This window comes from Rheinheimera sp. ATLC3 (genome assembly GCF_059429535.1).
In genome coordinates this window covers 1525840-1552758 of record NZ_CM182103.1, presented here as the reverse complement: position 1 = coordinate 1552758, position 26919 = coordinate 1525840, and the positions used below count along the sequence as shown (strand labels likewise).

Below are 26919 nucleotides of genomic sequence, written 5' to 3'. Positions count from 1 at the left end.
GGATTAGTGGAGGGGCATCTATGCGGCTAAACAGAATAATAACAGGCGCCATGCTGAGTAGTTTTATGCTGGCAGCAGAACCGCAACAGCAATTTGAAACAGCAGTAGCAGCATATCAGCAAGGTGACTATCACAAAGCCGCGCAGATATGGCAGGCGCTTGCATTGGAAGGTAATACCAAGGCTCAGTTTGAACTGGCTAAGCTCTATTCTATGGGGCAGGGCGTAGAACAAGATGCACTGCAAGCGGCCTATTGGCTGGAGCAAGCGGCATCAAACAGTACCGATTTTGCTGAATCGTTCCGTGCACAGCAGGATATTGCCTCAGGATTACAGCAACACAAATCACAGCAAGCTGGCGCTGTAGCTGAAGCGCTACCAGCGGCAGTACCCGATACCTCAATAGTGAAAACAGCTGATGCGGTAAACTCTGCAGCAGATGACACTGCAACTGCAGCAGACAGCGCAGCGGTGCAGGCGAGCAGCAAACCAAAGGCTGCAAAGCCGCCTGAATTAGCCGTATTAGCACCGGCAGAGGCCAATTTCGATATCGGCATGCGCGCGTTTCAGCGCCAGCGCTACGACGAAGCGTTTAGCCACTGGTACCCATTAGCACAGGCCGGTGGGGTGGATGCCCAGTTTAATCTGGCGGCGATGTATGCCAACGGTTATGGCGTAAAGACTGATGACGCTGAGGCGGCACATTGGTTTGGCCAGGCTGCAGAGCAGGGGATGGCGCAGGCGCAATATCAACTGGCCGTAGCCCATGCCAATGGCAAAGGGTTAGCGCAGGATGATGCGCTGGCTGTTTATTGGTATCGCAAAGCGGCTGAGCAGCAATATGTGCTGGCACAGTATAACCTCGGCTTTATGTATGCAAATGGCCGGGGTGTGACACAGGATGATGCCAGCGCACTGCTGTGGTACGAGCGAGCGGCAGCTCAGGGCGATGTCGATGCGCAATATATTGTGGCAGAGCGTTACCAGAGTGGCCGGGGGGCGCCAGCTGATATTAACCAGGCCATTGGCTGGTATCAGCGTGCGCTGGATCAGGGCCATGCTCGGGCAGGCTATCAGTTGGCGCATTACTATCTGCGTGGGCAAGGAGTGGCCAAAAATGAAAGCCGGGCCTTTGATCTATTTAGCAGGGCGGCTTCCCAGGGCTTGATTGAAGCACAACGTGAGCTTGGCATCAGCTATTCTATCGGTCGTGGTGTTCGTAACAATGACAGTAAAGCTGTCGCGGCGCTTGAAGCTGCGTGTAACGGCCAGGATGCGACAGCTTGTTACTATCTTGCCGTGCACCTGAGTGAAGGGCGGGGCGTTAAAACAGATGAAGCACGGGCGGCACTGTTGTTTGAGCAGGCGGCTGAAGCCGGAGATATGGGGGCCCAGTTCAGGCTAGGTGTGCTGTTAAGTCAGGGAGACTCAGGGGTTGTTGATGAAGCCGCTGCGTTTGATTGGTTTAAACGGGCTGCAGCGCAAGGGCATGCCGAAGCGCAATATCTGACCGCGTTACGTCTGGCCAACGGTACAGGCACCGAGCAGAATGATGCTGAGGCGGTGAAATGGTATCAACGCGCTGCCGAGCAAGGCGTAGTGTTTGCACAATACAATCTTGGTTTTATGTATGGCGCAGGTCGTGGCGTAGCGCAGGACGATGAGAAAGCGCTGTACTGGTACAGTAAGGTGGCTGCAACAGGTGATGCTGATGCCCAGTTTAATCTGGGACTACGCTATGAAACTGGCAAAGGCGTGCGGCAGGACGACAAACAGGCAGTAAAATGGTACCAGAAAGCTGCTGAGCAAGGGCATCAGCGCGCACTTGCTTATTTGGGATATATGTACGAGAAAGGTTATGGCGTTAGCATGGACGAGCGCAAAGCTTTTGACTTATATCAGCAATCACTGTCGGCAAAGGTGCCCAGAGCGTTGACAGCACTGGGCCTGTTTTACAAAAACGGCCGCCAGGTAAAAGCGGATGATCAAAAAGCTGCTGAGCTGTTTTTGCAGGCCGCTGAGCAGGGTTATGCCAATGCACAGTATAACCTCGGTTGGATGTATGAATATGGCCGCGGGGTCAGTAAAGATCTGGCAAAAGCCCGCGACTGGTATCAACGGGCAGCTGAGCAGAGTGAGCCGTTGGCCCAGGCTCAGTTAAGCCGTTTATTAAACCCGTAATCAATACCGGCCGGCTTATGCCGGCTTTTTATTCTTTAGCCCTGCTTTACGCTTGGTAAGCCTGTCCTATACTGAGAATGCATTCCCGCATCTATAAACCGGGCAATTCAAATGCTATAGCAACATGACAGGGACAGTGAATAACAGAATTATCAGGCTGGTTATGCTGATAATGGCGCTGCTGATGCTAAATGCACAGGCTGATGATGACATCAGACTACAGTTACGCTGGCATCATCAGTTTCAGTTCGCCGGTTACTATATGGCACTGGAGCAAGGCTATTATCAGCAAGCCGGGTTAAAGGTCACCATTGTGCCCGGAGCTCCCGGGATATCTGCATTGGATCAATTGCTGGCCGGTAAAGCGCTGTTTGCGGTGTCAGCATCAGGGGCTGTACTTGCCTATCTGCAGGGGCGACCGGTGGTTGCACTGGCTGCAGTCTTGCAAAAATCTCCGAACGTCTGGTTGGTCAGAGCTGACTCCGATATTTATACCTTGCAGGATCTTGCCAGCAGAAAGCTTGAACTTAGTCTGACGCAGGAAAATGCCGAATTCCTTGCTGTTTTTGCTAAAGAAGGCATTGATATCAGTAAGCTGAAATTGAGCAATTCCAGTATGAAACTGGATGACCTGATAAGCGGAAAAACGGATGCGTTTAACGGCTACTTGTCTAATGAACCTTATCTGCTTGAACAGTTAGGCATACCATACAGGGTTATTCAGCCAGTAGAATATGGCGTTAATTTTTATCAGGATATCTTAATCGGTAACGCAGACTGGGTACGTCAGCACCCAAAGCAGGCGGCGGCTTTCAGGCAAGCCAGTCTGGATGGCTGGCAGTTCGCACTGGATAATATCGATTACAGCGTCAACTATATTCATCAGCATTACGCACCTGAGAAATCCATAGCCCATTTACATTATGAAGCTAGTGTAATCCGCAGTCTGATTATGCCGGAACTGGTTGAGCTTGGGCATATGAACCCGGAACGCTGGCAACAGATCGCAGCCAGCTATCAGGCACTGGGTATGGCTGAAACTGTGCGTCCGCTGGATAATTTTATTTACACCGAGCCTGTGGCTACGGATTACCGGCTGCTGATTAAGTCAGTGTTACTCATGTTGCTGGTTATCGCATTCCTGGCGTTTTGTACGCTGCGCTACCGGCGGCTGGCTGCTGCATTACGGGCTGAGATGAGCCGGCACGCGCAGACCGAGCGTTTACTGGTTGAGCGCAATGAAGAACTACTACAATTGGCCAGCACAGACATCCTGACCGGGCTGACTAACCGGCGTGTCATTATCCAGCAGGCGCAGGCTGAGATCCGCCGTGCCAGCCGATATCAGAAAGATTTAGCCGTAATGATGCTGGATATTGATCACTTTAAACAAGTCAATGATCAGTATGGCCACGCCGCCGGAGACCGAGTATTGGCAGAGTTTGCGGCACTGTGTATGCAGAGTATTCGTGACAGCGATTTAGCCGGACGTTACGGCGGCGAAGAGTTTTTTATCCTGATGCCTGAAATAGATTTGAAGACGGCGATTCTATCAGCGGAACGACTTAGGATGACTGTCGCCGCCCACCCGTTTAAGCTCAGCGATGGCAGTGAACTGTCAGTTAGCTGCAGTATTGGTATTGCGATGTACATGCCGCAGCAGGACGATCTTGATAAATTGTTACTACGGGCCGATCAGGCGTTATATCAAGCTAAGCATCAGGGCCGTAATCGTTGCTGTGTACAGCAATGACATCACAACGGCTAAGTTAAATAATTCCTTGTTGTCATATTACTGCAATAAAAGTGCAGCAAACTATATCCGTACATCATTGGCCCGTACATACAACCGGATGACCGAGGAATTAATATGAAACTGAACAAACTTTCAAATCTGCTGTTGGCTTCTGCCATCGCCATGACTGCGTCAACAGCAGTGCATGCACAAAGCCGTGACACTATCCAGATCGCTGGCTCATCTACAGTTTTGCCGTTTTCATCTGTGGTTGCTGAGGAATTTGGTAACAACTTTGCTCAGTTTCGTACGCCGGTTGTAGGGTCAGGCGGCTCTTCAGGTGGTTTGCGTCAGTTCTGCCAGGGCGTGGGCGCCAGCACGATCGATATTGCCAATTCATCGCGCAAAATTCGTCCGAATGAAGTGGAAGCCTGTAAAGCAAACGGCGTTAAAGAAATCATTGAAGTGAAAATTGGCTACGACGGTATTGTGTTTGCTTCCCGTACCGATGCTGCCATTTTTAAACTGGAGCCACGCCACGTCTTTTTAGCGCAGGCGGCCGAAGTGCCTCAGAACGGAAAAATGGTTGCAAACCCTTACACCCGCTGGAATCAGATTGACAGCAGCTTACCGGATCAGGATATTCTGCTTGCTATCCCTGGTTCAAACCACGGTACCCGTGAAGTTTATGAAGAAAAAGCGGTTGTCCCGGGTTGTCAGACACTGGCCGAAGTTAAAGCGATGGATAAAGATGCAGCGCATAAGTTCTGTACCGCAATGCGCACAGACGGCCGTGTAGTTGAAATCGCAGGCGATTATACTGAGACGCTGGCCCGCTTAACTGCACAAAAAGATGCTATTGGCGTATTTGGTCTGAGTTTCTACGAAGCTAACCGTGATCGCATCAAAGTAGCCACCATGTCTGGTGTAGAGCCAAATCAGGACACAATTATTTCGGGTGAATATCCGGTATCGCGCCCACTTTACATCTATGTGAAAGGTGCACATATCGGTGTGATCCCAGGCTTACAGGAATATGCTCAGTTCCACGTCAGCGAAGCAATGTCTGGTTTTGGCAGCGTGCTGGAAAGTGCGGGTTTAATTCCGCTGTCTGACGAAGAGCGTGCTGAAATGATTCAGAACATTAAGCAGAAAAAGTCGCTATAATCAGCTTTGCTTGATTAAAGAGAACCTGTTTTGGGTTCTCTTTTTTACTTTATGACTGTCATAAAAATGAAACAAAAGCTGCTTACACTGCCAGGCAGAGTATTTGATGACATGTAAGCTGTAAACGGAGCGACCATGAGTAACCTTTCGTTAATTGTAGTGCTGCTTGTTTTGCTGGCACTGGGCTACCAGCTTGGTATGACCCGAAGCCGCAAAGTGGCGACAGTTAACTCTGATTTACGTATGCATTCCAGGCCCCATCATTACGGCATGATGGTGGGGTTGTGGGCTGTATTGCCTGCTTTCTTTATTCTTCTGTTGTGGTTGTGGTTGTCACCCGCTGTTATCAACGCCATGATGGTAGCGCAATTGCCGACAGAGGTTACTGCGCTTTCTGATGAACAGCTGCGGGTCGTATCGCAGCGCATAAGTAACCTGGCCAGTAATTTTGGCGTGGTGGCCGATGCAGAGGCCTGGGAGCTCAGTGCGGCAGATCATTTGCGCCAGCTAAAAGCTAACAGCGCTATAGTTTTGACCGCGCTGATGGCAGTCATTGCTGCTATTGGTATGTTACTGAGCTTGCAAAAGATTACCCCCCGGCTAAAAGCCAGGCATCAGGTAGAGCGCGTGGTTAAAGCGTTACTGGTGCTGTGTTCCACTGTGGCTATTCTGACCACCATTGGCATAGTGCTGTCTATGGTTGGTGAAACGCTGAAATTTTTCAGTTATATCCCACCCACCGAATTTTTCTTTGGTACTACCTGGAATCCCCGATTTTCTACTGTTGGGGTAGGCGAGCAGGGCGATTTTGGCTTAGTACCGCTGCTGGCCGGTACCGCACTGATTGCTGGCATTGCTATGCTGGTGGCGATACCGCTCGGTTTAATGGTCGCCGTGTATCTGGCCGAATATGCGCCGGTGAAGCTGCGTAACACCGCCAAGCCTATGATCGAAGTGTTGGCAGGTATCCCGACTATTGTGTATGGTTTTTTTGCGCTGGTTACCGTAGGGCCATTTTTACGCGACTTAGGTAACACCATCGGGCTGGATATTAACGCCACTTCTGCATTAACTGCCGGGGTTGTCATGGGGATTATGATTATCCCGTTTATTTCTTCGTTGTCGGATGACATTATCACGCAGGTGCCTAAATCGATGCGCGATGGCTCACTTGGGCTTGGTGCCACGAAATCTGAGACCATCTTAAAAGTTGTGTTACCTGCCGCATTGCCAGGCATTGTCGGTGCCATTTTGCTGGCAGTTAGCCGGGCGATTGGTGAAACGATGATAGTGGTGCTGGCAGCGGGTAATAGCCCGGCGCTAACCGCAAACCCGTTTGAGGCGGTATCGACAGTCACTGTTACCATCGTTAACCAACTGACCGGCGATAATGATTTTTCCAGTCCGCAATCGCTGGTGGCATTCGCCCTCGGCCTGACCCTGTTCGTTATTACCCTGCTGCTGAATGTGATGGCATTGGTGATAGTGCGTAAATACCGTGAGCAATACGAGTAAGTTATGACCATTATTGCAGAGAACCCGATTAAGCCTGTGGCAGCACCCAGCCTGGTGCAGCAGAAAGTGATTGCCTCGCTGAACAAGCGCCATCGCAAAGAAAAGCTGTTCCGCAGCCTGGGGCTAACAGCGGTTTTAATAAGTTTGGCGCTGGTCGCAGTGCTATTTATTAATATATTTTCCAAAGGTGTGCCGGCATTCTGGCAGTCTGCGGTGACACTGGATATTTATTTTGACCCGGCGATTATTAAAATCCCACCAAAACCGGTGCAGCAAGCTGATGAGTCTGATAACGACTTCCGCCAGCGTGACCTGGCATGGCAAACTGAAGTGGGCTTTATTAACTTCAACCGGCTTATCACTGACAGTTTGCAAAAAATATTGCCTGATGCCAGCAAGCACCGGCGCGACCTGACACGTATTGTCACATCGGGTGAACGCTTTGCGCTGCGTGATATGGTGGTAGCCGACCCCGCTATCATTGGCCAGACGCGTACGCTGCATTTGCTGACAGATGCCAACATTGATGTTTGGCTTAAAGGCAATATTGACCGTAGCCTGCCTGATGCACAGCAACAACTGAGCGCGACACTGCGTGAATGGGCAGATAAACTCAAAGCTGAGGGTATTATCCAGAACCGTTTCAGCCTGGCGCTGTTTATGAACCCGGACTCGCGCAGTTCACTGGCGTCCGCCGGTTTGGCTGGGGCTTTTATGGGCTCGTTCTACATGATGCTGGTGGTCATTCTGCTGGCGGTACCTATGGGTGTGGCTGCTGCTATTTACCTGGAAGAGTTTGCGCCACGTAACAAGCTGACCGATCTGGTTGAAGTGAATATCAATAACCTGGCCGCAGTGCCATCTATTGTATTTGGTTTGCTCGGTGCCTCGGTATTAATTGGCTGGTTTAACCTGCCAATGTCGGCGCCTATAGTCGGTGGTCTGGTATTGTCACTGATGACGTTGCCAACGGTTATTATAGCGACCCGCTCAACGCTTAAAGCAATACCGCCTTCTATCCGGCAAGCGGCGTTAGGGCTCGGAGCATCTAAGATGCAGTCTATTTTCCACCATGTATTGCCACTGGCAATACCGGGTATCTTAACCGGTGCTATTTTAGGTGTTGCTCAGGCTTTGGGTGAAACGGCTCCCTTGTTGCTTATTGGTATGAAGTCTTTTGTAGCGTCGGTACCTACATCACCTTTTGAGCAGGCCAGTGCCTTACCGGTGCAAATTTACCTGTGGCAGGGCAATGAGCTGCGTAACTTCTTCGAGGCCCGTACGTCTGCCGCTATCATTGTATTGCTGCTAATGATGATTGGCTTAAACGGCCTGGCCATCTGGTTGAGAAAGAAATACGAAAAGCGCTGGTAGAATTTTTACAAACCACCACGTTAAACAGATTTAATTTTTAAGGTAACGGATAAACGCATGAGTAACTCAGCCCCGGTAAAAATCAGTGCGAAAGATGTAAAGGTGTTTTACGGCGACAATGAAGCGCTGCATGGCATCAGCATGGATGTGTATCAGAACGAGGTGATCTCTTTTATCGGCCCGTCAGGTTGCGGTAAATCAACCTTTTTACGTTGTATGAACCGGATGAATGACACGATAGAACATTGCCGTGTCACCGGTAGTATTACACTGGATGGCCGCGACATTCATGAGCCGTCGCTAGACGTAGTACAATTGCGTGCCCAGGTTGGTATGGTATTTCAAAAACCAAACCCGTTTCCGAAATCAATTTACGAAAACATTGCTTACGGCCCTAAACTACATGGTTTGGCAGAGCGTAAAGCCGATCTGGATGATATCGTTGAGTCCAGCCTGCGTCGCGCCGGGTTATGGAATGAAGTAAAAGATCGCTTAGATCAGCCCGGTACCGGTTTATCCGGCGGTCAGCAGCAACGTCTTTGTATCGCACGCAGTATCGCCGTCAGCCCGGAGGTTATCCTGATGGATGAACCTTGTTCTGCGCTTGATCCTATTGCTACATCGATTATTGAAGAACTGATCGACGAGCTGAAGCAAAACTTCACAATCGTTATCGTGACACACAATATGCAACAGGCTGCACGGGTATCAGACCGTACGGCATTTTTCCATTTGGGTAATCTTATCGAGATTGGTAATACCAATGATTTGTTTACTAACCCACAGCAAAAACGCACTGAAGACTACATTACCGGACGTTACGGTTAATTGTATTTTGCCACAGCTTAAGATTATTTCAGGAGACTGGCGTTATGCCAAATAGCAAAATCGGCGGCCATTATTCGCAGGCTTATGATGAAGAGTTGCAACAAGCCGTAGTTCGTTTACTGCAAATGGCCGCGCTGGCACAGCAACAGCTTGATGACGCCATGACAGCGTTCACCGGCGCTGACACTGAACTGGCACAGCAAGTTAAAGATTTCGACCGTAAGGTCAACAGCTTTGAAGTAGATATCAGCGAGCACTGTTTAGATATTCTTGCCAGAAGACAACCTGCAGCCAGCGACCTGCGTTTAGTGCTGTCAGTACTTAAAGCGATAAACGATGTCGAACGCATAGGCGACTTGGCTAAACGCATCGCCAAGGCTCTACTAAAAGAAGAGCAGGGAAACCGGCCACAGCAATCTCAGCTGGATGACATTGCGGTAATGGGGCAGAAAGTGCGCTTAATGTTACAGCGTGCTTTAGCAGCATTTGAGCAAATTGATGCTGAAAACGCCTTAGCTGTGCTACGCGAAGATAAAGCCATAGATGATGATTATGCCCGCATTATGCAGCATAACCTTAGCATGATGATGAACGATGCCCGGCAAATTGCCATCAGCTTGCAGATATCAAATGTTGCTAAAGCACTGGAACGTGTTGGTGACCATGCGCGCAATATTTGCGAGCATACGATTTTCCTCAGTAAAGGCCGCAATGTAGCCCATCTTAGTGACGCCGAGTTGCAGCAAGTGGTCGATAAAAAGCGCGACTAACGCTGTGACATTTCAAAAAAAAGGAGCTACGGCTCCTTTTTTTCTTTTTTGGGCTGGCTATCTTGTCAATTTGATAAATACTTTTCCCAGTAGAACAGTTGCTTAGCTGTCTAAGTCATAAAAACATCATTTTAAGGTCATGAAATTGCCATATTGTCATTTTAGTGTCATAAATCAGTCATACTATGGCGGCGTCCAAAACAGCCAAGCCGGTTGCTGTAACATCAGGTACCGGCCTTAATTCAGGTGCAGAAAATGAAGAAAACGACAGTAGTATTAGCGGTGGCACTGGCTGCCGGTACCACAATGGTGCAGGCGAAAGAGCTGGAAGTATACGGTAAAATTAACGTGTCGGCGCAGTACAGTGATGAAGGTGAAGGCAGCTTCACTGAATTGAAAAGTAATGCTTCACGTTTTGGCCTGAAAGGCGATTATGCGCTCGAAGACGGTTTAACTGTGGTATATCAGCTGGAATGGGAAGTCGACCCATCTGATGAAGCTAACGAGAAGAACATTAAGTCGCGTAACCAGTATTTGGGACTGGCCGGCAGTTTCGGTGAAGTGCGGCTTGGACGGCATGATACTGCACTGAAGATGTCGCAAGGCAAGATTGACTTATTCAGTGATTATGAAGGTGATATTAAAGTACTTTGGAAAGGTGAAAACCGTACCAGCAATTCGGTAAGTTACTTTTCACCCTCTTTTTCAGGCTTCAGTGCTCAGCTGACGTATATTGCTGAAGATGATCCGGAAGCAGAAGATGGTATCTCGGCCGCGTTGTTATACGGTGATGAAAACCTGAAAGACAGTGCGGTATATGCTGCGCTGGCTTATGATGCTGATGTGGCAGGTTATGACACCGTGCGTGCCAGCGCACAGGTTAAAGTGTCTGGTTTTAAACTGGGTGCCATGTATCAGACACAGGAAGCAACGGATACCGGCCTTGAGCGTGACGGTTACCTGTTAAGCGTTGCCTACCCTGTTGGCAAGTTTGAACTGAAAGGTCAGTATCAGGCGATGGAAGATGATAATGGGTTTAGCGCTGGCGCGGACTACAAGCTTGGCAAAAACACCAAGTTATTTGCCTGGTACTCCAGCTTTGATTTCGATACTGCTTTAGACAAGGATTATCTGGCGGTAGGCCTGGAACACAAGTTTTAATATATTTTTAGCCTACTGTTCAAAAAAGCCGGTTAGTTACACCGGCTTTTTTATTGTCAGCATCAACTCAAGCCCAACCTTGATTTATGCTGCTTGGCCGCAGTGTTTCTTTAATTTGTACAAAAAAAGATCTGTCAGATGCATTGACGTTTGCCTTGTTGTCAATTAGCTTTATGAAAGCGCTTACATTAGATGGTGTCGACTGCTTAATCGAACACCACGCTAAACATTGACACAAACGGGGCAAAGAGTATGAAAACAACAGCAAAGCTGGCTACTGTAGCCTGCGCTGTGATGCTGGCATCTGCATTACAGGGATGCGGCGGCAGTGCAGAAACAAAATCCAATTTCGACGACATAGACGTATCCCAACCGGTAACAGACTGGGTAATGGTATGGAACGATGAGTTCGACGGCACGGCGATAAACAGTAATAAGTGGAACTACGAAATCAATTGCACGGGTGGCGGTAATAACGAAAAACAATGCTATACCGACAGCAATGAAAACGCTTTTGTAAAAGACGGTGTGTTGAATATCGTGGCATTACCAGCTGAGGAAGGTGCAGAAAAGCCCTATACCTCTGCCCGGCTGACGACGCAGCACAAAGCCGATTTTAAATATGGCCGCTTCGAAATGCGTGCCAAACTTCCTTACGGTCAGGGCAGCTGGCCGGCATTCTGGATGATGCCGACAGACAGTGTATACGGCAGTTGGCCACGGTCCGGCGAAATTGACATTATGGAGGCCGTAAACCTTAAAGTGGTTGGCGATGACGGTGTCGCTGAAGCGAATGTACACGGAACCTTGCACTATGGCCGCGAGTGGCCAAATAACGCCAGCTCAGGTAAAGCTTATCAGTTACCCGATGGTATAAACCCGGCAGACGATTTCCATACCTATGCTATTGAGTGGCAGGAGGGTGAAATTCGCTGGTATGTGGATGGCTACCTGTTCGCCACACAGCGCCAGTCAAAAGTACGTTATAACAGTAAAGGAGAGGCTGACGGGCTGTCACATCGCGGCTGGTTTGCTGAGTACTTTAATCAGTCCAGCGGAGAGTTGGAAGTGCATTGGGATGCAGCGCCTTTTGATCAGGAATTTTTTATGATCCTGAATTTGGCTGTTGGCGGTAACTGGCCGGAGAACGTCAACAATCTGGGCATAGATGCTGCTGCTTTTGCCGACGGCCAGCGCTTTGAAGTGGATTATGTCAGGGTATATGAGTGTGCTGCTAACCCTTCAACCGGCAAAGGCTGCGAGACGATTCGCCCAGGCTATGAAGATGAAGCTGATGCACTGGTAACCGGGTTGGCGCCTATCCCCACTGCTGCTGCCGGTCTTGTGCAAAGCGTAAGCATTTTTGATGGCACACCTAACCCAAACTGGGCGGCCTGGGACTGCTGTGGCGGCACCACCCCAGCGTTGGTAGCAGACGCTAACCGGGGTGATGTATATGAATTTAGTGTAGCGGCAGCTCCTACCGTTAACGGTTTTACCAGCCGAGAGGAGTTTATTACCGATCCTCAGGGCGTCCCCTCGCCATTTGATGCCTCCGGTATTGTTGAGATTGGCTATATTCGCTTTGATATGCAGGTGACTTCTATGCCGAATAATGCGTCGGCACCCTGGTTGTTTAAAGTGGAAAGTATTGAAGCCAGCACAGCAGTAGAGCTGGATATTACAGCTAGCAGTGAAGGCACTGCGCCGGTTGCAGGTCAGTGGCAAACCTATACGTTCCCGCTGCAGATGTTGGCCGATGCCGGTCTGGATGTGTCCGCTATTGATGTTGTGATGATCTTCCCAGCCTGGGGCCAGGGCGAAGGCGCCGTGTACCGGGTAGATAATGTGGAAATTACGCTCGATTATCCAGAGTTAACCTTGTTTGCTGATCAAACAAACTCTGACTGGCCGATGTGGGACTGCTGTGGTGGCTCTGTGCCGACGGAAGAGGTGGATGATACCGCTCATGGCACGGTTGCCGAGTTTAGAATTGGTGCCACTCCAACTGTCATGGGCTTTAACAACCGCACCGGCAGTGGCGGTAGTGGCGAGCCTTTCGATGCCGGTTTATTGCGTAATGGCGGCATTGTGCAGTTTGAAATGAAGGTGGTTAGTGCACCGGCAAATGCGGCTGCTGATTGGATATTTAAGATTGAAGCAGATAATGCCGCAACAGCGGTAGAAGTAAGTTTAACAACCAGTGTTGAGGGTGTTGCGCCTGTAGTTGGGCAGTGGCAAACCTACACGTTTAACGTGGCTGATTTACTGGAGGCTGGGCTTGATATTTCAGCTATTGACGTACTGATGGTCTTTCCTGCCTGGGGACAGGGAGAGGGGGCGATTTACCGTCTGGACAATGTGGTGATTAAACAACCTTAACATCAATAGCATAAAGGCGCCGGGTGACTGCACCCGGCCGGAAATAACGAATAAAGCTCAGTAGGTCATTATGAAAAACGTAACTTTTACTAAAAGCCGCCTGGCTACCGCTATTGCCGTATTAATGGCAAGTTCACTGGTACAGGCGCAGGACACTAATGCTGCAGACAGCCGTGCCAGCGAAGATATCGAAGTCATTCAAATCAGCGGGATCCGTGGTAGTTTAATTCGCTCAATGGATGTAAAACGCGATGCCAGTGGCGTAGTAGATGCCATTTCCGCCGAAGAAATGGGTAAGTTTCCGGATACCAACCTGGCAGAGTCACTGCAGCGTATTACCGGTGTGTCGGTAAGCCGCTCTAACGGCGAAGGCAGCCAGATCACGGTTCGCGGTTTTGGCCCGGAATTTAACCTTATTACCTTAAACGGCCGGCAAATGCCGGGCACCGGTAATACCCGCTCGTATAACCTGGAAAACCTGGCGTCAGACGGTATCAGTGCAATTGAGGTATATAAAACGGCCCGTGCTGAAAACCCAAGCGGGGGTTTAGGGGCGACCGTCAATATTATTACGGCTAAACCGCTGCAAAGCCCCGGTCTGCGATACTCGGTATCCGCTAAAGGCATTTATGACTCGTCCAATGAGGAAGGTGACGACATCACGCCGGAACTGTCTGCAATTTTCAGCAATACGTTTGCTGATGAAAAATTCGGTGTGGCAATTTCGGTATCACACCAGCAGCGGGATTTTCAGCGCCAGTATGCCAATATTCAGGGCTGGCAGGCGCAAACCAGCCTGCCTGTGCTTGATGCCGCCAACGTAATAGATGCCAGGCCGGAAGATGCAGAAGGCAATAAAATCGGGCCAGCGTATTTTGCTAAAGATATGAACTATGGCATTGATGATGTAGAACGTGAGCGCAGTAACGGCCAGGTTACGCTGCAGTTTGCGCCGGTGGATAATTTTGTTGCAACCCTAGATTACACGGCTTCGCAAGCGACTACCGGTGTCAATACTATTGGCTGGGGGATCTGGAACGAGTTTGGCGGCAATATTAACGCGTACGAGCTGGATGAAAATGGTACCGCTGTTTATGCCGATATCAGCGGTAATGACGGCTCTTTTACCGCCAGCCGTAATACAACTGAAGTAACAGCGCGTTCAGTAGGGTTAAACCTGGATTGGCAAGTTACAGAAGATTTTCATCTGAGCCTGGATTATCACGACTCAGATAACAAAACCGATAATGGCGCCGATAAGGGCCTTGGCAGTGATGGTCAGGTGATCATTGGCTCTGACCAGTTGGTCACGAAAATCTATGATTACCGCACCGGTGATATTCCGCAGGCTTCTATCCTGTGGCGTAATGGCACCAATGAGCTGACGCCGGGCGAAATGGATTCTAACTTCAGCCAGTTTACTCACTCGCCGGGTAAGTCAGATATCAAGCAATTACAGCTCGATTCAACCTGGTATAACTCGGTATTTGATATTCCACTGGCCAGCATTAAAGCCGGTGTGGCTTTTACCGACCAGACCATGGGCGGCCATAACGCCTGGAGTGGTCTGCGTGGTGGTGCCGGTTTTAGCCCCAGCTTTACCGAAATTTTTCCTGACAATATGTTCACCCGTCACAGCACTGCCGGCTTTTTGGATGAGTTCAGTGGTGGCGGCCTGAATATGGCCTCGCCGTATTATTACACCTATAGTTTTGATGAAGCCGTGGCACGCCAGGCAGCTTATCTGACTGAGGGGCTAATGGGCGCTGATGTTTATGTAGCGGATGCTTATTACGACGGCATAGACAGCGAAAGTTCGGTGCAGGAAGAAACGCTGAGTGTGTATTTGCAGTCAGACTGGCAGTTTGACATAGGCCGTTTTCCGGCGCGGTTTAACGCCAGTGTGCGCTACGAAGAAACCGACGTTACCAGTACCGTGCGCCAGACAGTGCCGCAGCAGGTGGTATGGGCCTCAGCGTCAGAGTGGATAATGCAATACCTTCAGGGTGAAGATACCTTTTTAACCCTGACCGGTAAGCATGATGTCCTGCTGCCGATGTTCGATTTTCGTATTGACCTGACCGATGACATTGTTGCGAGGATGTCCTGGGGCAAAACCATTGCGCGGGCACCGCTGGGTAATCTGGCTGGCGGGCGCAGTTTAAGCGGCAGCCCAAAAATAGGTGCGCGCACCGGCAGTGAGGGCAATACTAATCTGCAACCGTTTGAATCGACCAATTTAGATCTGAGCCTGGAATATTATTATGCTGAGGGCAGCTATGCGTCAGTGGGTTATTTCAAAAAGGATGTGAAGAACTTTATTGCCAATGAAACGGTTGAAGCGCAATTTGACGGCCTGCATGATATCTATCTGGGGCCGCGTTATCTTGAAGCCGAGCAGCAGCTGATTGCGGCAGGTGATGCCAACCCCGATACCAGCGCCATTTATCAGCAGATGCTCGACAATGGCCATGGCAACGCCAATGGTGTTATTGAACCTACTGCCAATGATCCACTGATAACCTGGCTGGTAACCCGGCCTTACAACAGCAACGATAAGTCAGTCGATGGCTTTGAGGTTGCGGTGCAACACCTGTTTGGTGAAACCGGTTTTGGTGTGGGAGCTAATGCTACCTTTGTTGACGGTGATGTGAAGTTCGACGTCACCAGCCTTGAAGTGCAGTCTCCGCTAAATGGTTTGGGTGATTCAGCTAACTTCCAGGCGTTTTATGAAAACCATGGTTTATCTGTCAAGGTAACCTATGCCTGGCGTGATAGTTACCTGATTGGCGTAGGGCAATCGCAGGGCTCGGCTGATGCACCACCGCAGTTTGCCAAAACCTTTGGCCAGTGGGACATGAGCATAAATTACGACATTAATGACAACCTGACAGTGTTCTTTGAAGGCATTAACCTGAACAATGAAACCGAGCAGGGGTATGGCCGTTATGAAGAGCAGTTCCTGTTTGCCCGCCAGTACGGTACACGCTATGCACTTGGTGTGCGTTACAGCTTTCAGTAAGCTGTTTTAGTTTGGTCAATAAAAAGGCCTGCCGCATGGCAGGCCTTTTCAATAGCAAAGCCGGTTTAGTATTTTAAAGTGTTATTCAGACTTATTAAGACAGTTCGCTTTGAAGAGTTTCAAAGTTAGTTTTCTCTGCTTTTACGTATTTTTCCCATTGCATAGCTATGCGTTTGGTGTTGTCAAATTTCTCTGCCTTGGCCAGCTCAACTAAAGAGTCATCGAAACGCTGCTTATTGAAGTAAGCCATGCCTAATACTAAATGAGACATGCCCTGATTACGTAGGCCACCTTTTTGCAAGGCAGACAGGCTCGCTTCGATAGCTTTATCGTATGCTTCCATATTCAGGTATATTTGGCCCAGCTGAGCTTCAAGTTCACCATCATCTGATAAGCTTGCGGCGGCAATCAACAGCGGAATAGCCTTATCGTCATGTTTGGCCAGAGACCAGCAGCTTGCGGTAAATTTCAGGTTGCGCAGGTTGCGCTCAAGCACACCCGCTTGCATGGCTTTCTCCATAACGCGGGCGCCTTTTACCGGAACCTGATGGTAGTAATATAACTGAGCAAGGTTAAATATATCAGAGGCCGATGTGATATAACCCTGCTGGTACGCCGCTTCAAGAACGGCCAGTTGCTTTTTCTCTTCGCCCAGTTCACCGTACATCCCGGCGAGTTGTATCCAGTATTTTCCATCGTTATAGTGGCGAACCATCTTAACCAGCACATCTTTTACTTTCTCGGGTTGTTTAAGCTCGAAATAGATTGCGCGTTGCAACACATACCAGTTCTCGTCTGGCACCTTTCCTTCACTTTCAACCATCTTAATAGCTTGATTAATAAAGCCAGAAGCCCGTTGATAGTCTTTTTGCTGGTACATGGCCTGAGCTTTGATAAGATGATTATTGGCTGGGATCTCACCGCTGTTCAGTGCCTCCCAGCGTTCAAGGACGCTAAGTGTCTTAGCATAATTGCCTTGCATCATATGCAGCTGAGCCAGGCTGAACAGGGTAGAGAGCTCGAAAGATTCTGGAATAGGCTGCTGCTCTACTACTTTCTCAAAGGCGGTAATGGCCTTGCCATACTGCTCGGTGTTGTAATATGTAAAGCCATAAAAGTTATACAGCATGGCCAACTCGTAACTGTTCATAGAGCTGGATTTGCTTTTAACGTCGTCTAATGCCGCCAGGGCTTCGTCTACTTTCCCTGCATCGGCCAATGCCTGAGCCCTGGCCAACTGCTCATACACTTTAGCGCGTAAAGCTGGTGTACGGCGGGTTTTACGTTCGTCTTGCTGCTGTTCTTGTGCTTGCACCAGGCCCATCGGGCTGACGCAGGGTAACAGATAGCTACTTGTCGCCAGTAACGTAAACGCGACCACTTGACTGAGTGTTTTTTTTGCTAACATAGGATTCCACCTCAACCATCAATCTGGAAGGTTATGCGGTTCTGCACACCCGCAACTTCTGCTGCTTCGCCGTTAACCACCCTTGGTTTATATTTGAACTTTAGCGCGGCATCCATCGCGGCCTGCTCAAATATTCCCTCCGGATTGGCTTCCACGACAACAGGATCTCGCACCGTTCCTGATTTAGTTACGGTGAATTCAACAATAACATAACCTTCGATGCCCCTTTGCAGCGCACGCCGTGGATAAACAGGTGCAACCTTGACAATAGGTAAATACTCGCCGTCCCCACCTTCTAACGCCAGACCCCCTGATAACTTCGCATCAGTGCTGATATCTGCTGAAAAGTCCATACTAAAACCAGCCTCTGTATTGGGCGTGGGTGAGTCTAATTGTGGTTGCTGCATTTGTGGTGGCGGCTGTTCCGGCTTCGGCGGCTTCTTGGGTTTACGATCTTTTCTCTCTACTTGCTCTTCCTGTTTAATCCGGACAAAGTCCAGCACAGAACCTACTGGTGGGTCAGTCAGGGCGCTACCGCCACTCTTAATCAGGGACTGCATCAGAAAAAACAGCCCGAGAGTCACTATGCCTGACAACACCAGCGCTAAGACTATTCTACCTAGCATAGAAGCGCCGCCCGGCGCTGCGATCGTTGCATTAGCCATGCTTAACTCCTGGTTGAAATAGAACGGTTTGGCTGAAAATTCGCTGCACCGGTTTACTCCTGAGTTGCAATAGATACATCGAAGACACCAGCAGCTCTGGAAGCATCCATCACTTTAATCAGTGTTTCTGTGACGGCTTTTTTATCTGCCTGGATCACAACGCTGCCCTGTGGATTCTCAGCATACAAACGCTCAATGTTGGCCTGGACTGCACGCTCGTCAATACGGCGTTTGTTAATCCAGATTTCATTTTTGTCACTGATAGCGATAAGAATATTGGCGCGGTCTTTCTTCACTGCCGTAGCCGCTTCGGGGCGGTTCACGTCTATACCGGACTCTTTTACAAAAGACGCTGTCACAATAAAAAAGATCAACATGATAAAAACCACGTCTAGCATTGGTGTTAGGTCGATGGTAATTTCTTCTTCATCTACCAGATTCTGAAAATGCTGTTTCATAAATATCTCTTATCTGTGGGGCGGCATTTAGCCACCAAATCTGTTAAAACCGGCTCACTTAGTGATCCATAGTCATCGCATCTTCAATATGCATTTTTTCGGTCTTGCTAACACGGGCCAGCCAAGAGGAAGCAAATACCCCTGACAGCGCACCGACCATGCCTGCCATGGTCGGGATAGTCGCTTTAGATACCCCCGATGCCATAGAGCGGGCACTGCTGGACCCGGAAATAGCCATGACATCAAACACTTCAATCATACCGGTTACTGTGCCCATCAGGCCGAGCAGCGGACACAGCGCGACTAAAGCCTGAATGACCGGAATGGAACCATTCAGCTTAATGCTCACCCGCGAGATCATGGCTTGACGGATTTGCTCGGCATACCATGATGAGCGGTCACGTCTTGATTCCCAGGCTGAAATAGTCTGGTTCTTGAATTGTTTGTGCCAAATAAAGACGTAAAAGGCACGTTCAAGAATAAGCAACCACATGATAAAAATCAGTAGACCAATCACCAGCAGAACCTGGCCACCTGTCTCGGTAAAATCTCGTACGGCCTCGAATATCTCGAACATGGCGATTAGCTCCGTTCAGCACGTTCAGCAATAACGCCTGAAGCTTGTTCCTGCAGAATAAGTACGATGTTCTTGCTGCGGGTATTCAGCATGGCGTAAAGCAACGTCATTGGGATAGCGACTACCAGGCCCAGCACTGTCGTCATTAAGGCTGTAGAAATACCACCTGCCATCAGTTTAGGGTCGCCTGTTCCGAACAGCGTGATAGCCTGGAACGTGTTTATCATACCGGTTACGGTACCCAACAAGCCCATCAGCGGCGCTACAACTGAGATGATTTTTATCATCGTCAGGTTGCGGCTGAGTTTCGGCACTTCGCCCAAAATGGCTTCAGTGAGTTTCAGTTCCAGTGTTTCAGTATCGACGTTCGGGAACTGCTCACGCACTTGCAGAATACGGCCAAGAGGGTTGTCTTTATTAGGTTGCGGATTCTTCAGTTGACGGTCTACTTTGATTTTAATCAGCGTCAGGCTAACTAAACGCTCTAGCGCAAGGATCAGGCCCACTGCCCCTACCACTAAAATGATGTAACCAACCAAGCCGCCTTGTTCAATGCGCTCTTGGAAATTGGGCGCCTGTACCAGTAATCCCAGAATAGACCCACCGGTAGGGTCAAGACCGAACTGAACCAACTCACCGATATCAGCAGCCTGCAAATTCGCTGCGCTGTCGCCGTAACGGCTGGCAGGCTGGCGTGTCAGTTCTGCTACAGTGCCGGTTACTGGGTTCATATCCAAATATTTACCGTCAGCTACCAAAGCAAAAGAACCTACCCGAACCACTTCTTTATTAACCTTGTTGCCACCCGCTTCTACCACATCGGTCTTGAACTTGGTCACTTTGCCTGATTCTGTCATCTCACGCTGAATTTCAAACCAGACGCGTTCAATTTCTTCAATAGAAGCCAGCTTTGAGCTTGACCCCATAGACTGAGCCAGTTCATCCAGAAATTGCACCCGGCCAGGAAGTTGCGCAGAAATTACCGAGCTCTGAAATTTACCTTTGGTATCGCCAGACACTTGTTGCAGCACGCCGAACAACTCTTTTAACGAGCCTAAGCGGGTTGTTAAGGCCTCATTTAAATTGGCCAACTTAATTTCATGCTCCTGAAACTGACGCTCAAGGCTTTCACTGGTGTTTAGCTCGGCATTTCGTTTGCTGGTGGCAGCTTTGAGCATATTATCTTGCTCTGCTACCTTGGCAATGAACTCACTTTCACGGCGCTGGTTATCTTTATTCTGCGCAATCTGGCCTTGTTCCAGCTGTTTTAATAACTGATCCAGGTCAAGGGCTTTATCATCGACACTTTGTGCCATGGCACCCGTTGCAACTAAAGAGGCAAACAACGTTGTTGTAAGAACTTTTACTATTGATTTCATCACTTCTATTCTCTTAGTCGGTAAGGGCGATTGGCAGCGACAGCAAATCAGGGGCGAGCTGCTTCTTAGCCATACGCAGACCTTTAGTCACTTCGGTGCGGTAGTTAGCAGGCAGTACGTCCCATTGGCGGCTTTGCTTATTCCAGATGCCTTGCTGGCTGGCATCGCGGGTCTGGTAGATTAAAGCTGTTCGGCCAACGCGTAAGAAGTCGACATCGCGGTCCTGGCCGTCAATGTTGTGCAAGCCGCTGTACGCTTCCAAAGTACGGCCATAGTCCATTTCAATTTGGTAAGCTTCCATCACGCGGCGAAACTTCTCTGAGGGGGCTACATCAGCACGCTCCATCAGCGTGTCCAACTCGGCTAAACGCTTGCTGCGCTCTTCAGGTAAAAACGGTACGTCAAGCGAGACAAACTGCTTTAAACCTTCAATCATACGCATCATTAATGGTGTGATTTGGCGTTCAATAACGCTTACTTCATCAATGGCTTTATTTAAGTCATCGACTTCTTGCAGTTGGTTGCTTAGTTGTTTACGCAACTGAGTGTTATAAACCACTAAGCCGTCAATCTCTTTATTAATGCTTTTAAACTGTTGCAGCTTATTATCGAGCTGGTTAGTTATGGTGTCGATTTTTTCCTGCGACGCAGCCGCTGACTTATTGATGTCGCCAGCCTCTTTCACTACAGGTTCCAGATACTTATCTTCTTGTGCTAGTGATGGCAATGCAACTGCCAGAGAGGAGGCAAGCACGGCCAACGGAAGTAGTTTTATACGCCTCATACTGTTAAGCCCTAATAATTAAGAAAGACCAACGGAATACTGGTCTTTGAAAAATTGGCTCACAGTTTAGTGGTTGTTAATGACAGTTTTATTACGGCTTTTGTATTGGCGTAAGTTCCCATTAAGAAGGATTGAATAGTTCCATGAAGTTTTTGTGACGACATCTTACTGTAATAAAAGTGTCACTGGCTCTCGCTAGTCTTTGTGCGGCGAATAAACTCACAATTACAATTTCGGAGAGCTTAATGGAACTTAAAAGCATGTTTAAGGTATCAGCTGTTGCCCTGGCTTTAGTGTTAGTCGGTTGTGGCGGAGATATCAATATCACCCCAACAGTTAACGACAACAGCACTGTAAATAACCCGCCACCAACAAATGGTGGAGGCGACGGCGGTGATGAGAATCCTTGCGGCTCTTATGAATCAGGCAGCGATACTGTTCAAGGTACCTACGATAGCAGCAACAAAATTTGTACTTATAGTACTAATTTCGTCAGTGCTGCCAAGCCGCTAACTACGGATGTGACGTTAGATGCCGATATTGTGCACTATTTCAAAAGCACACTGTCAGTTGGCCAGGACTGTAATACTACGCAAGGTTGTACTGTAGAAACAGATGGCCCTACGCTGACTGTTGAAGCCGGTGCTACTATCGTTTTTGATAATGCTGCATCCCGCGTACAGATTAACCGCGGTGCCAATATCGAAGCAGTTGGAACCCTTGCCAAGCCTATTACGTTCACTTCTGCCAACGCTATTGAAGCACTGGATTCTGTAGGTGCTGGCCCTTCTCCGCAGGACTGGGGTGGCGTTATCATCAATGGTTTTGGTATTACTGACCAGTGTTCGGATGCTGAGCGTGCTGCCGGCAGCTGTAACGCAGAGAGTGAAGGCGCATCTTCTTTCTACGGTGGTAACAACAACGAAGATGACAGCGGTACATTAAAATTCGTTAAAATTCATTATGCCGGCGGTCTGCCAGCTGGTGCTGAAGTGGGTAACGACCTGAACTCGCTGTTTTTAAACTCGGTAGGTTCTGGCACTGAAATTGATTATATAGATATCTATGCCGGTTACGATGATGGCGTTGAACTGTTTGGTGGTGCCGTTAACCTGAAGCATATCGTTGTTACTGATACTCAGGACGATAGCCTGGATATCGACGCAGGTTGGCAGGGTAAGGTTCAGTATCTGCTGATTAAGCACGGCTCTGTTGTAAACGCGGCGGGCGAAACGCTGAACATGGGTAACGGCGGTTTTGAAGCTGATGGCCGCAAAGGTTCTTCAACTACAGAGGCTCCGGCATCTGCACCTCACATTGCTAACGTTACTGTAATCACTACTGACGAATTATCAGCTCGCGATGGTGACCCTTCAATCGCGATGAAGTTAGACGATTTCATTAACGCGACTTTCTACAACATGGTGTTAAAGAAGACGTCCGCTACTCAGACTTGGTGTGTTAACTACTCTGGTGACGCTGCCGATGAAATTGTAACTGACCGTACTGCAATTAAAACGTCTATTGCTGCGTGCGCGCTGTTGGCAGACGCTGGTAAAGAGGCGGTTTCAACTGCAAGTGGCAGTACCACTGTTACCGAATGGTTTACCAAAGATGGCGTTAGTGAAGTGGTAAACGGCTCTGACACCGTACTGGCTAACAATGGTTTTTCAACCTCTGCGGATGTGACCGTTACCCCAACGGATATGACAACGGTTGACAGCTTCTTTGAAGCGACAGACTTTATCGGAGCAGTATCTCCTAACGACACTTCTTCTGATTGGTACAAGTGGGCCAAAGCCGCGTTTGATAACGCAAACGACGAATAACCAATTTGACCAGACACAAATAGGCGCTTGGTTGCGCCTATTTGTTCATAAAAAGTGTGGGAAATAAATCATGCTTCGATTCAGAATGAATAGAATTTCACTAGCTGTGGCGGCTTGTCTGGTGTCTGGTGCTGTGTTGGCCCAGTCACAGGAAGATACCACCATTGAAGAAGTTGTAGCCACAGGGACACGTTTGCAAGGTACTGCCACAGCGGTTATTGAAGAACGTAAGAACCAGGCGTTTGTTGCCGATATTCTTGGTGCTGAACAAATTTCCCGTACGGGAGACTCCGATGCTGCGGCCGCACTGCGGCGGGTTACCGGGCTCACTCTGGTAGACGGTAAATTTATTTATGTACGTGGTCTCGGTGAGCGTTACTCCAGTGCGAGGCTAAATGGCGCAAGCATTCCAAGCCCGGATTTAACCCGCAATGTTATTCCGTTGGATATTTTTCCTTCCAGCGTAATTGAAAGCTTATCGGTGCAAAAGGCATTTTCTCCGAATATGCCCGCAGCGTTTGGTGGCGGTAATGTAGATATCCGCACCAAGTCACTGCCAACTGAATTTACTGCTGGTATTCAGGTAGGGGTGGAAGCCGACTCAAATAATTCTGATGGCTTTACTTATGCCGGTAACCACAGCGGCACACCTTCAGCACTGCGCGATGCCATAGTACATTACCGTGGTGATTTTTCATTACGTAATATCATTGAGCGCGATGGTTTGACAACCAACGGATCAGGTACTGCAGCCGAGCAAGCTACAGCCATTAACGACGGTCTGTTAAAGTCTCTGCCACGCAATATGTCGCTCAAAGATGAATCGCTGGATCCAAACTACTCTGTACAAGCTTATATCGGTAATAGTGTTGACGAAAAATGGCTGGGCGGCACTGTCGGCTTTTTAGCGTCAGTAGCTTATGACAATAAATGGAATTATACCGACCGTCGCAATGCTGTGGTAAGTGCTAATTTAACTGAGAACTGCTCACAGTCGCTGGAAACCGCAGACGATGTTGCTGTCAGCTGCTTTGACAGTATGGTGGATTCGCAGGTAACCAAGGAGAATGAGCGCCTTAACGGGTTGTTCACAGTGGGTTACCGGCTGGACACGCACAATGTCAGCTATACCAAAATTTATATTGAAGATAACGAAGACGAGTCTGAAATTTCCATTTCACAAAACCCGTCACAAAACATCACCATTGCTGCTGATGGTGTCGCAGACTATTCGCAGGGCTTTACCTACGAAGAGCGAAAACTTGAGGTAGACCAGTTCCGCGGTCAGCATACTTTTCTGGATTACATGGGAGTGGGAGTAGACTGGCACTACACTCAGTCAGAAGCCACGACGGATATCCCGTTGCAAGCTACTTTTAACTTCAGTAACCGGTATGATGCTAATAGCAATTACCTGGGTACAAGTGTCAATGGTGGTAATGGACAGGTTGAGTATGATTACGTCGATATGGACGATCATATGAAAAACTGGGGCGGAAATGTAACTCTGCCTATTACAGCCGGACGCTTTGAAATTGAGCTCAAAGGTGGCTGGGACTTTATTGACAGAGCCCGCTACTACACAACATCCAGCTTCTTTGTAAACAACAGCGGTTCAGCCATCAGTGTAACAGCTAGTGAGGCTGATTTATTAAAGCTACCATCTTATCTGACAGATAGCTTTATTGCTGAGCAAAGTCTGTTGGCGGTGTTTAACGAGCCGGATGCACCTGAAGCTGACGACTACTTAGCAGCACAAAAAACCGATGCGGCCTACGGTGCCTTTGATGTTATTTTTGACAACACCTGGCGGGTAAGCGGCGGTTTACGCTATGAAGCCTTCAAGCAAGTGGCCCTTGAAACATCAAGCCTGATTTTTACGCCTGAAGATCAGGATGTATTCTTCAACCCTGACAATATTAAAGCCAGAACCATCGATACTGATGACTTGTTCCCGGCGTTAAGCTTTACCTATATCGGCGGTGATGACTATCAGGTACGGTTTGGCTACGGCGAAACAGTCGTAAGGCCAGATTTACGTGAAGTGGTGCCGGTAGGTTACTTTGACCCTCTGACGGATATCCGTACTACGGGTAATACTCAGTTGGTGTCCAGTAGTCTGAAAAACTATGACTTGCGGTATGAGCTTTATGGCGAAATGGGTAACAATCTGGCGTTATCTTTGTTCTACAAAGATATTACTAACCCCATAGAAACCATACTGCGGGTTGGTGATTCCAGTTATACCGCTGGTTTTACCAATGGCACGCAAGCCGAATTATACGGTTTTGAGGCTGAATGGTTGTATGACCTGGGTTGGGTTGTTGATGGTTTCTTTACCTCTGGCAACATCACCTTGAGCGATTCTGAAGTGAAGATCGCCGCTTCTGATGCGGGTAGTTTAACTAATACTACCAAGCGTATGAACGGTCACTCTAAGTACGTAACCAACTTCCAGCTGGGTTATGACTCGGCAAATGGCGAGCACAGCGCATCACTGATATATAATGTGTTCGGTGAGCGGATTATAGCGTCTGGTATAAATGGACGCGAAGATGCTTATGAACAGCCTTTCCATTCGTTGGATTTTGTCTATTCGTACTACCTCGATTTTAACAGCACATTTAAGTTACGGGTGCGTAATCTGCTGGGCGAAGACCAGCAAGTGACCCAGGACGATGTAACAGTGCGAAGTCGTACTGTAGGCACTACCTTGCAGCTAAGTTTCAAGTACGATTTCTAAGCGTACTTAGGGTTATCTGCAGCCTGAGAAACTACCAGCCCCGGCCTTAAAACCGGGGCTTTATTTTCTCGTTAGTTTTTCGGCGGTAAAGCTGAGCTTTAGAATACATATCCTTGTTTTATCGTGCTATCAGGTAAGTTTTTCATAAAAATGTCATAATTTAAGGTAATACTATTATTGTTAATAAAAGTAAACAGTTAACTAATACGGCTTGATAGCCGCTATTTATATTTGGTGAGAACAATGGCAAGAAAGATCCTGGTGGTGGAAGATGAAGCCCCGATTCGCGATATGTTGTGTTTTGTGTTGGAGCAAAACGGTTATCAGGCGACAACAGCAGAAGATTACGATTCTGCCGTTAATGCACTGATGGAACCCTATCCGGATTTAGTGTTGCTGGACTGGATGCTGCCGGGTGGCAGTGGTATTCAGGTGGCGAAAAAAATGAAGCAGCACGAGCTGACCCGTAATATTCCGATCATTATGATCACCGCCCGTGGTGAAGAAGAGGACAAAGTGCGTGGCCTGGAAGTTGGCGCGGACGATTACGTTACCAAACCATTCTCACCAAAGGAACTGATGGCGCGCATTAAAGCCGTGATCCGCCGTGTCGCACCAACCAGCCTGGATGAGGTCATTGAAGTACAGGGTCTGAAGCTTGACCCTGTTTCGCACCGGGTAATGGCATCTGATCAGGCACTGGATATGGGGCCAACCGAGTTTCGTTTGCTGCATTTCTTTATGACCCACCCAGAGCGTGTTTACAGCCGCGAACAGTTGCTGGATCATGTGTGGGGTACCAACGTTTATGTGGAAGACCGCACTGTTGATGTACATATCCGCCGTTTACGCAAAGCGATTTCTATCGCCGGCCATGATAGATTAGTGCAAACCGTACGGGGCTCCGGCTACCGTTTCTCAGCTAAGTAAGGTTAGTCACCA

Annotated in this window: 19 protein-coding genes; 13 read left to right on the top strand and 6 right to left on the bottom strand. The window is 48.7% G+C overall.

Features of this window, described 5'->3' with window-relative positions; translation table 11 throughout:
- The first annotated feature begins 20 nt into the window (after positions 1-20).
- The 10 genes from AC5SV9_RS07290 (at position 21) to AC5SV9_RS07245 (ending at position 16134) form a co-directional block, all read left to right on the top strand.
- Positions 21-2180, top strand: coding sequence for an SEL1-like repeat protein (locus tag AC5SV9_RS07290; RefSeq protein WP_475147578.1), 2160 nt, complete (start codon positions 21-23; stop codon positions 2178-2180).
- A gap of 136 nt (positions 2181-2316) precedes the next feature.
- Positions 2317-3933, top strand: a complete 1617-nt coding sequence (locus AC5SV9_RS07285) for a diguanylate cyclase (RefSeq protein ID WP_475147576.1) — start codon at positions 2317-2319, stop codon at positions 3931-3933.
- Positions 3934-4050: 117 nt separating this feature from the next.
- Entirely contained in the window at positions 4051-5082 is a 1032-nt protein-coding gene (locus tag AC5SV9_RS07280; RefSeq protein ID WP_475147573.1) for a substrate-binding domain-containing protein, read from the top strand.
- 135 nt (positions 5083-5217) lie between these two features.
- Positions 5218-6597: a phosphate ABC transporter permease subunit PstC gene (gene pstC, locus AC5SV9_RS07275; RefSeq protein WP_475147572.1), complete on the top strand. Its 1380-nt coding sequence runs from the start codon at positions 5218-5220 to the stop codon at positions 6595-6597.
- A gap of 3 nt (positions 6598-6600) precedes the next feature.
- Complete coding sequence (gene pstA, locus AC5SV9_RS07270) at positions 6601-7971, top strand: phosphate ABC transporter permease PstA (protein WP_475147571.1); 1371 nt, start codon at positions 6601-6603, stop codon at positions 7969-7971.
- A 57-nt stretch (positions 7972-8028) separates the two neighbouring features.
- Complete coding sequence (pstB, locus tag AC5SV9_RS07265) at positions 8029-8799, top strand: phosphate ABC transporter ATP-binding protein PstB (protein ID WP_134057781.1); 771 nt, start codon at positions 8029-8031, stop codon at positions 8797-8799.
- A 44-nt stretch (positions 8800-8843) separates the two neighbouring features.
- Positions 8844-9569 carry a phosphate signaling complex protein PhoU gene (gene phoU / locus AC5SV9_RS07260; RefSeq protein ID WP_475147568.1) on the top strand — a complete coding sequence of 242 codons (726 nt, stop codon included), beginning with the start codon at positions 8844-8846 and terminating at the stop codon, positions 9567-9569.
- Between the two features lie 255 nt (positions 9570-9824).
- Positions 9825-10730: a porin gene (locus AC5SV9_RS07255; protein ID WP_475147565.1), complete on the top strand. Its 906-nt coding sequence runs from the start codon at positions 9825-9827 to the stop codon at positions 10728-10730.
- A gap of 252 nt (positions 10731-10982) precedes the next feature.
- Positions 10983-13112 carry a glycoside hydrolase family 16 protein gene (locus AC5SV9_RS07250; protein WP_475147564.1) on the top strand — a complete coding sequence of 710 codons (2130 nt, stop codon included), beginning with the start codon at positions 10983-10985 and terminating at the stop codon, positions 13110-13112.
- A gap of 70 nt (positions 13113-13182) precedes the next feature.
- On the top strand, positions 13183-16134 hold the full coding sequence (locus AC5SV9_RS07245; protein WP_475147562.1) for a TonB-dependent receptor: 2952 nt from the start codon (positions 13183-13185) through the stop codon (positions 16132-16134).
- A 94-nt stretch (positions 16135-16228) separates the two neighbouring features.
- Here the strand turns inward: AC5SV9_RS07245 and AC5SV9_RS07240 are convergent, their stop codons facing one another.
- Genes AC5SV9_RS07240 through AC5SV9_RS07215 form a run of 6 tightly spaced genes read right to left on the bottom strand, consistent with a single transcriptional unit; the run spans position 16229 to position 21405 of the window.
- A complete protein-coding gene (locus tag AC5SV9_RS07240) occupies positions 16229-17542 on the bottom strand; it encodes a tetratricopeptide repeat protein (RefSeq protein WP_475147560.1) in 1314 nt (437 codons plus the stop codon).
- An 11-nt stretch (positions 17543-17553) separates the two neighbouring features.
- Positions 17554-18207: an energy transducer TonB gene (locus tag AC5SV9_RS07235; RefSeq protein ID WP_475147559.1), complete on the bottom strand. Its 654-nt coding sequence runs from the start codon at positions 18205-18207 to the stop codon at positions 17554-17556.
- A gap of 53 nt (positions 18208-18260) precedes the next feature.
- Positions 18261-18665 (bottom strand): ExbD/TolR family protein, encoded by a 405-nt coding sequence (locus AC5SV9_RS07230; protein ID WP_475147557.1) that lies wholly within the window; start codon positions 18663-18665, stop codon positions 18261-18263.
- A gap of 58 nt (positions 18666-18723) precedes the next feature.
- Positions 18724-19242, bottom strand: coding sequence for a MotA/TolQ/ExbB proton channel family protein (locus tag AC5SV9_RS07225; RefSeq protein WP_475147555.1), 519 nt, complete (start codon positions 19240-19242; stop codon positions 18724-18726).
- A gap of 5 nt (positions 19243-19247) precedes the next feature.
- Positions 19248-20621 (bottom strand): MotA/TolQ/ExbB proton channel family protein, encoded by a 1374-nt coding sequence (locus tag AC5SV9_RS07220; protein ID WP_475147552.1) that lies wholly within the window; start codon positions 20619-20621, stop codon positions 19248-19250.
- A 13-nt stretch (positions 20622-20634) separates the two neighbouring features.
- Positions 20635-21405: a DUF3450 domain-containing protein gene (locus AC5SV9_RS07215; RefSeq protein WP_475147549.1), complete on the bottom strand. Its 771-nt coding sequence runs from the start codon at positions 21403-21405 to the stop codon at positions 20635-20637.
- A gap of 245 nt (positions 21406-21650) precedes the next feature.
- Between AC5SV9_RS07215 and AC5SV9_RS07210 the strand changes: the two genes are divergently transcribed.
- The 3 genes from AC5SV9_RS07210 (at position 21651) to phoB (ending at position 26907) form a co-directional block, all read left to right on the top strand.
- Positions 21651-23234: a beta-helix domain-containing protein gene (locus AC5SV9_RS07210; protein WP_475147546.1), complete on the top strand. Its 1584-nt coding sequence runs from the start codon at positions 21651-21653 to the stop codon at positions 23232-23234.
- Positions 23235-23319: 85 nt separating this feature from the next.
- Positions 23320-25977 carry a TonB-dependent receptor plug domain-containing protein gene (locus AC5SV9_RS07205; protein ID WP_475147544.1) on the top strand — a complete coding sequence of 886 codons (2658 nt, stop codon included), beginning with the start codon at positions 23320-23322 and terminating at the stop codon, positions 25975-25977.
- A 243-nt stretch (positions 25978-26220) separates the two neighbouring features.
- Positions 26221-26907 carry a phosphate regulon transcriptional regulator PhoB gene (gene phoB, locus AC5SV9_RS07200; RefSeq protein ID WP_134057767.1) on the top strand — a complete coding sequence of 229 codons (687 nt, stop codon included), beginning with the start codon at positions 26221-26223 and terminating at the stop codon, positions 26905-26907.
- The last annotated feature ends 12 nt before the right edge of the window (positions 26908-26919 follow it).

Coding starts and splice junctions, on each gene's coding strand:
- AC5SV9_RS07210 (WP_475147546.1), top strand. CDS start 21,651: ATGGAACTTAAAAGCATGTTTAAGGTATCAGCTGTTGCCCTGGCTTTA.
- AC5SV9_RS07205 (WP_475147544.1), top strand. CDS start 23,320: ATGAATAGAATTTCACTAGCTGTGGCGGCTTGTCTGGTGTCTGGTGCT.
- AC5SV9_RS07255 (WP_475147565.1), top strand. CDS start 9,825: ATGAAGAAAACGACAGTAGTATTAGCGGTGGCACTGGCTGCCGGTACC.
- pstB (WP_134057781.1), top strand. CDS start 8,029: ATGAGTAACTCAGCCCCGGTAAAAATCAGTGCGAAAGATGTAAAGGTG.
- AC5SV9_RS07240 (WP_475147560.1), bottom strand. CDS start 17,542: ATGTTAGCAAAAAAAACACTCAGTCAAGTGGTCGCGTTTACGTTACTG.
- AC5SV9_RS07220 (WP_475147552.1), bottom strand. CDS start 20,621: ATGAAATCAATAGTAAAAGTTCTTACAACAACGTTGTTTGCCTCTTTA.
- AC5SV9_RS07215 (WP_475147549.1), bottom strand. CDS start 21,405: ATGAGGCGTATAAAACTACTTCCGTTGGCCGTGCTTGCCTCCTCTCTG.
- AC5SV9_RS07225 (WP_475147555.1), bottom strand. CDS start 19,242: ATGTTCGAGATATTCGAGGCCGTACGAGATTTTACCGAGACAGGTGGC.
- AC5SV9_RS07230 (WP_475147557.1), bottom strand. CDS start 18,665: ATGAAACAGCATTTTCAGAATCTGGTAGATGAAGAAGAAATTACCATC.
- AC5SV9_RS07280 (WP_475147573.1), top strand. CDS start 4,051: ATGAAACTGAACAAACTTTCAAATCTGCTGTTGGCTTCTGCCATCGCC.
- AC5SV9_RS07250 (WP_475147564.1), top strand. CDS start 10,983: ATGAAAACAACAGCAAAGCTGGCTACTGTAGCCTGCGCTGTGATGCTG.
- AC5SV9_RS07245 (WP_475147562.1), top strand. CDS start 13,183: ATGAAAAACGTAACTTTTACTAAAAGCCGCCTGGCTACCGCTATTGCC.
- phoU (WP_475147568.1), top strand. CDS start 8,844: ATGCCAAATAGCAAAATCGGCGGCCATTATTCGCAGGCTTATGATGAA.
- AC5SV9_RS07235 (WP_475147559.1), bottom strand. CDS start 18,207: ATGGCTAATGCAACGATCGCAGCGCCGGGCGGCGCTTCTATGCTAGGT.
- pstA (WP_475147571.1), top strand. CDS start 6,601: ATGACCATTATTGCAGAGAACCCGATTAAGCCTGTGGCAGCACCCAGC.
- pstC (WP_475147572.1), top strand. CDS start 5,218: ATGAGTAACCTTTCGTTAATTGTAGTGCTGCTTGTTTTGCTGGCACTG.
- phoB (WP_134057767.1), top strand. CDS start 26,221: ATGGCAAGAAAGATCCTGGTGGTGGAAGATGAAGCCCCGATTCGCGAT.
- AC5SV9_RS07290 (WP_475147578.1), top strand. CDS start 21: ATGCGGCTAAACAGAATAATAACAGGCGCCATGCTGAGTAGTTTTATG.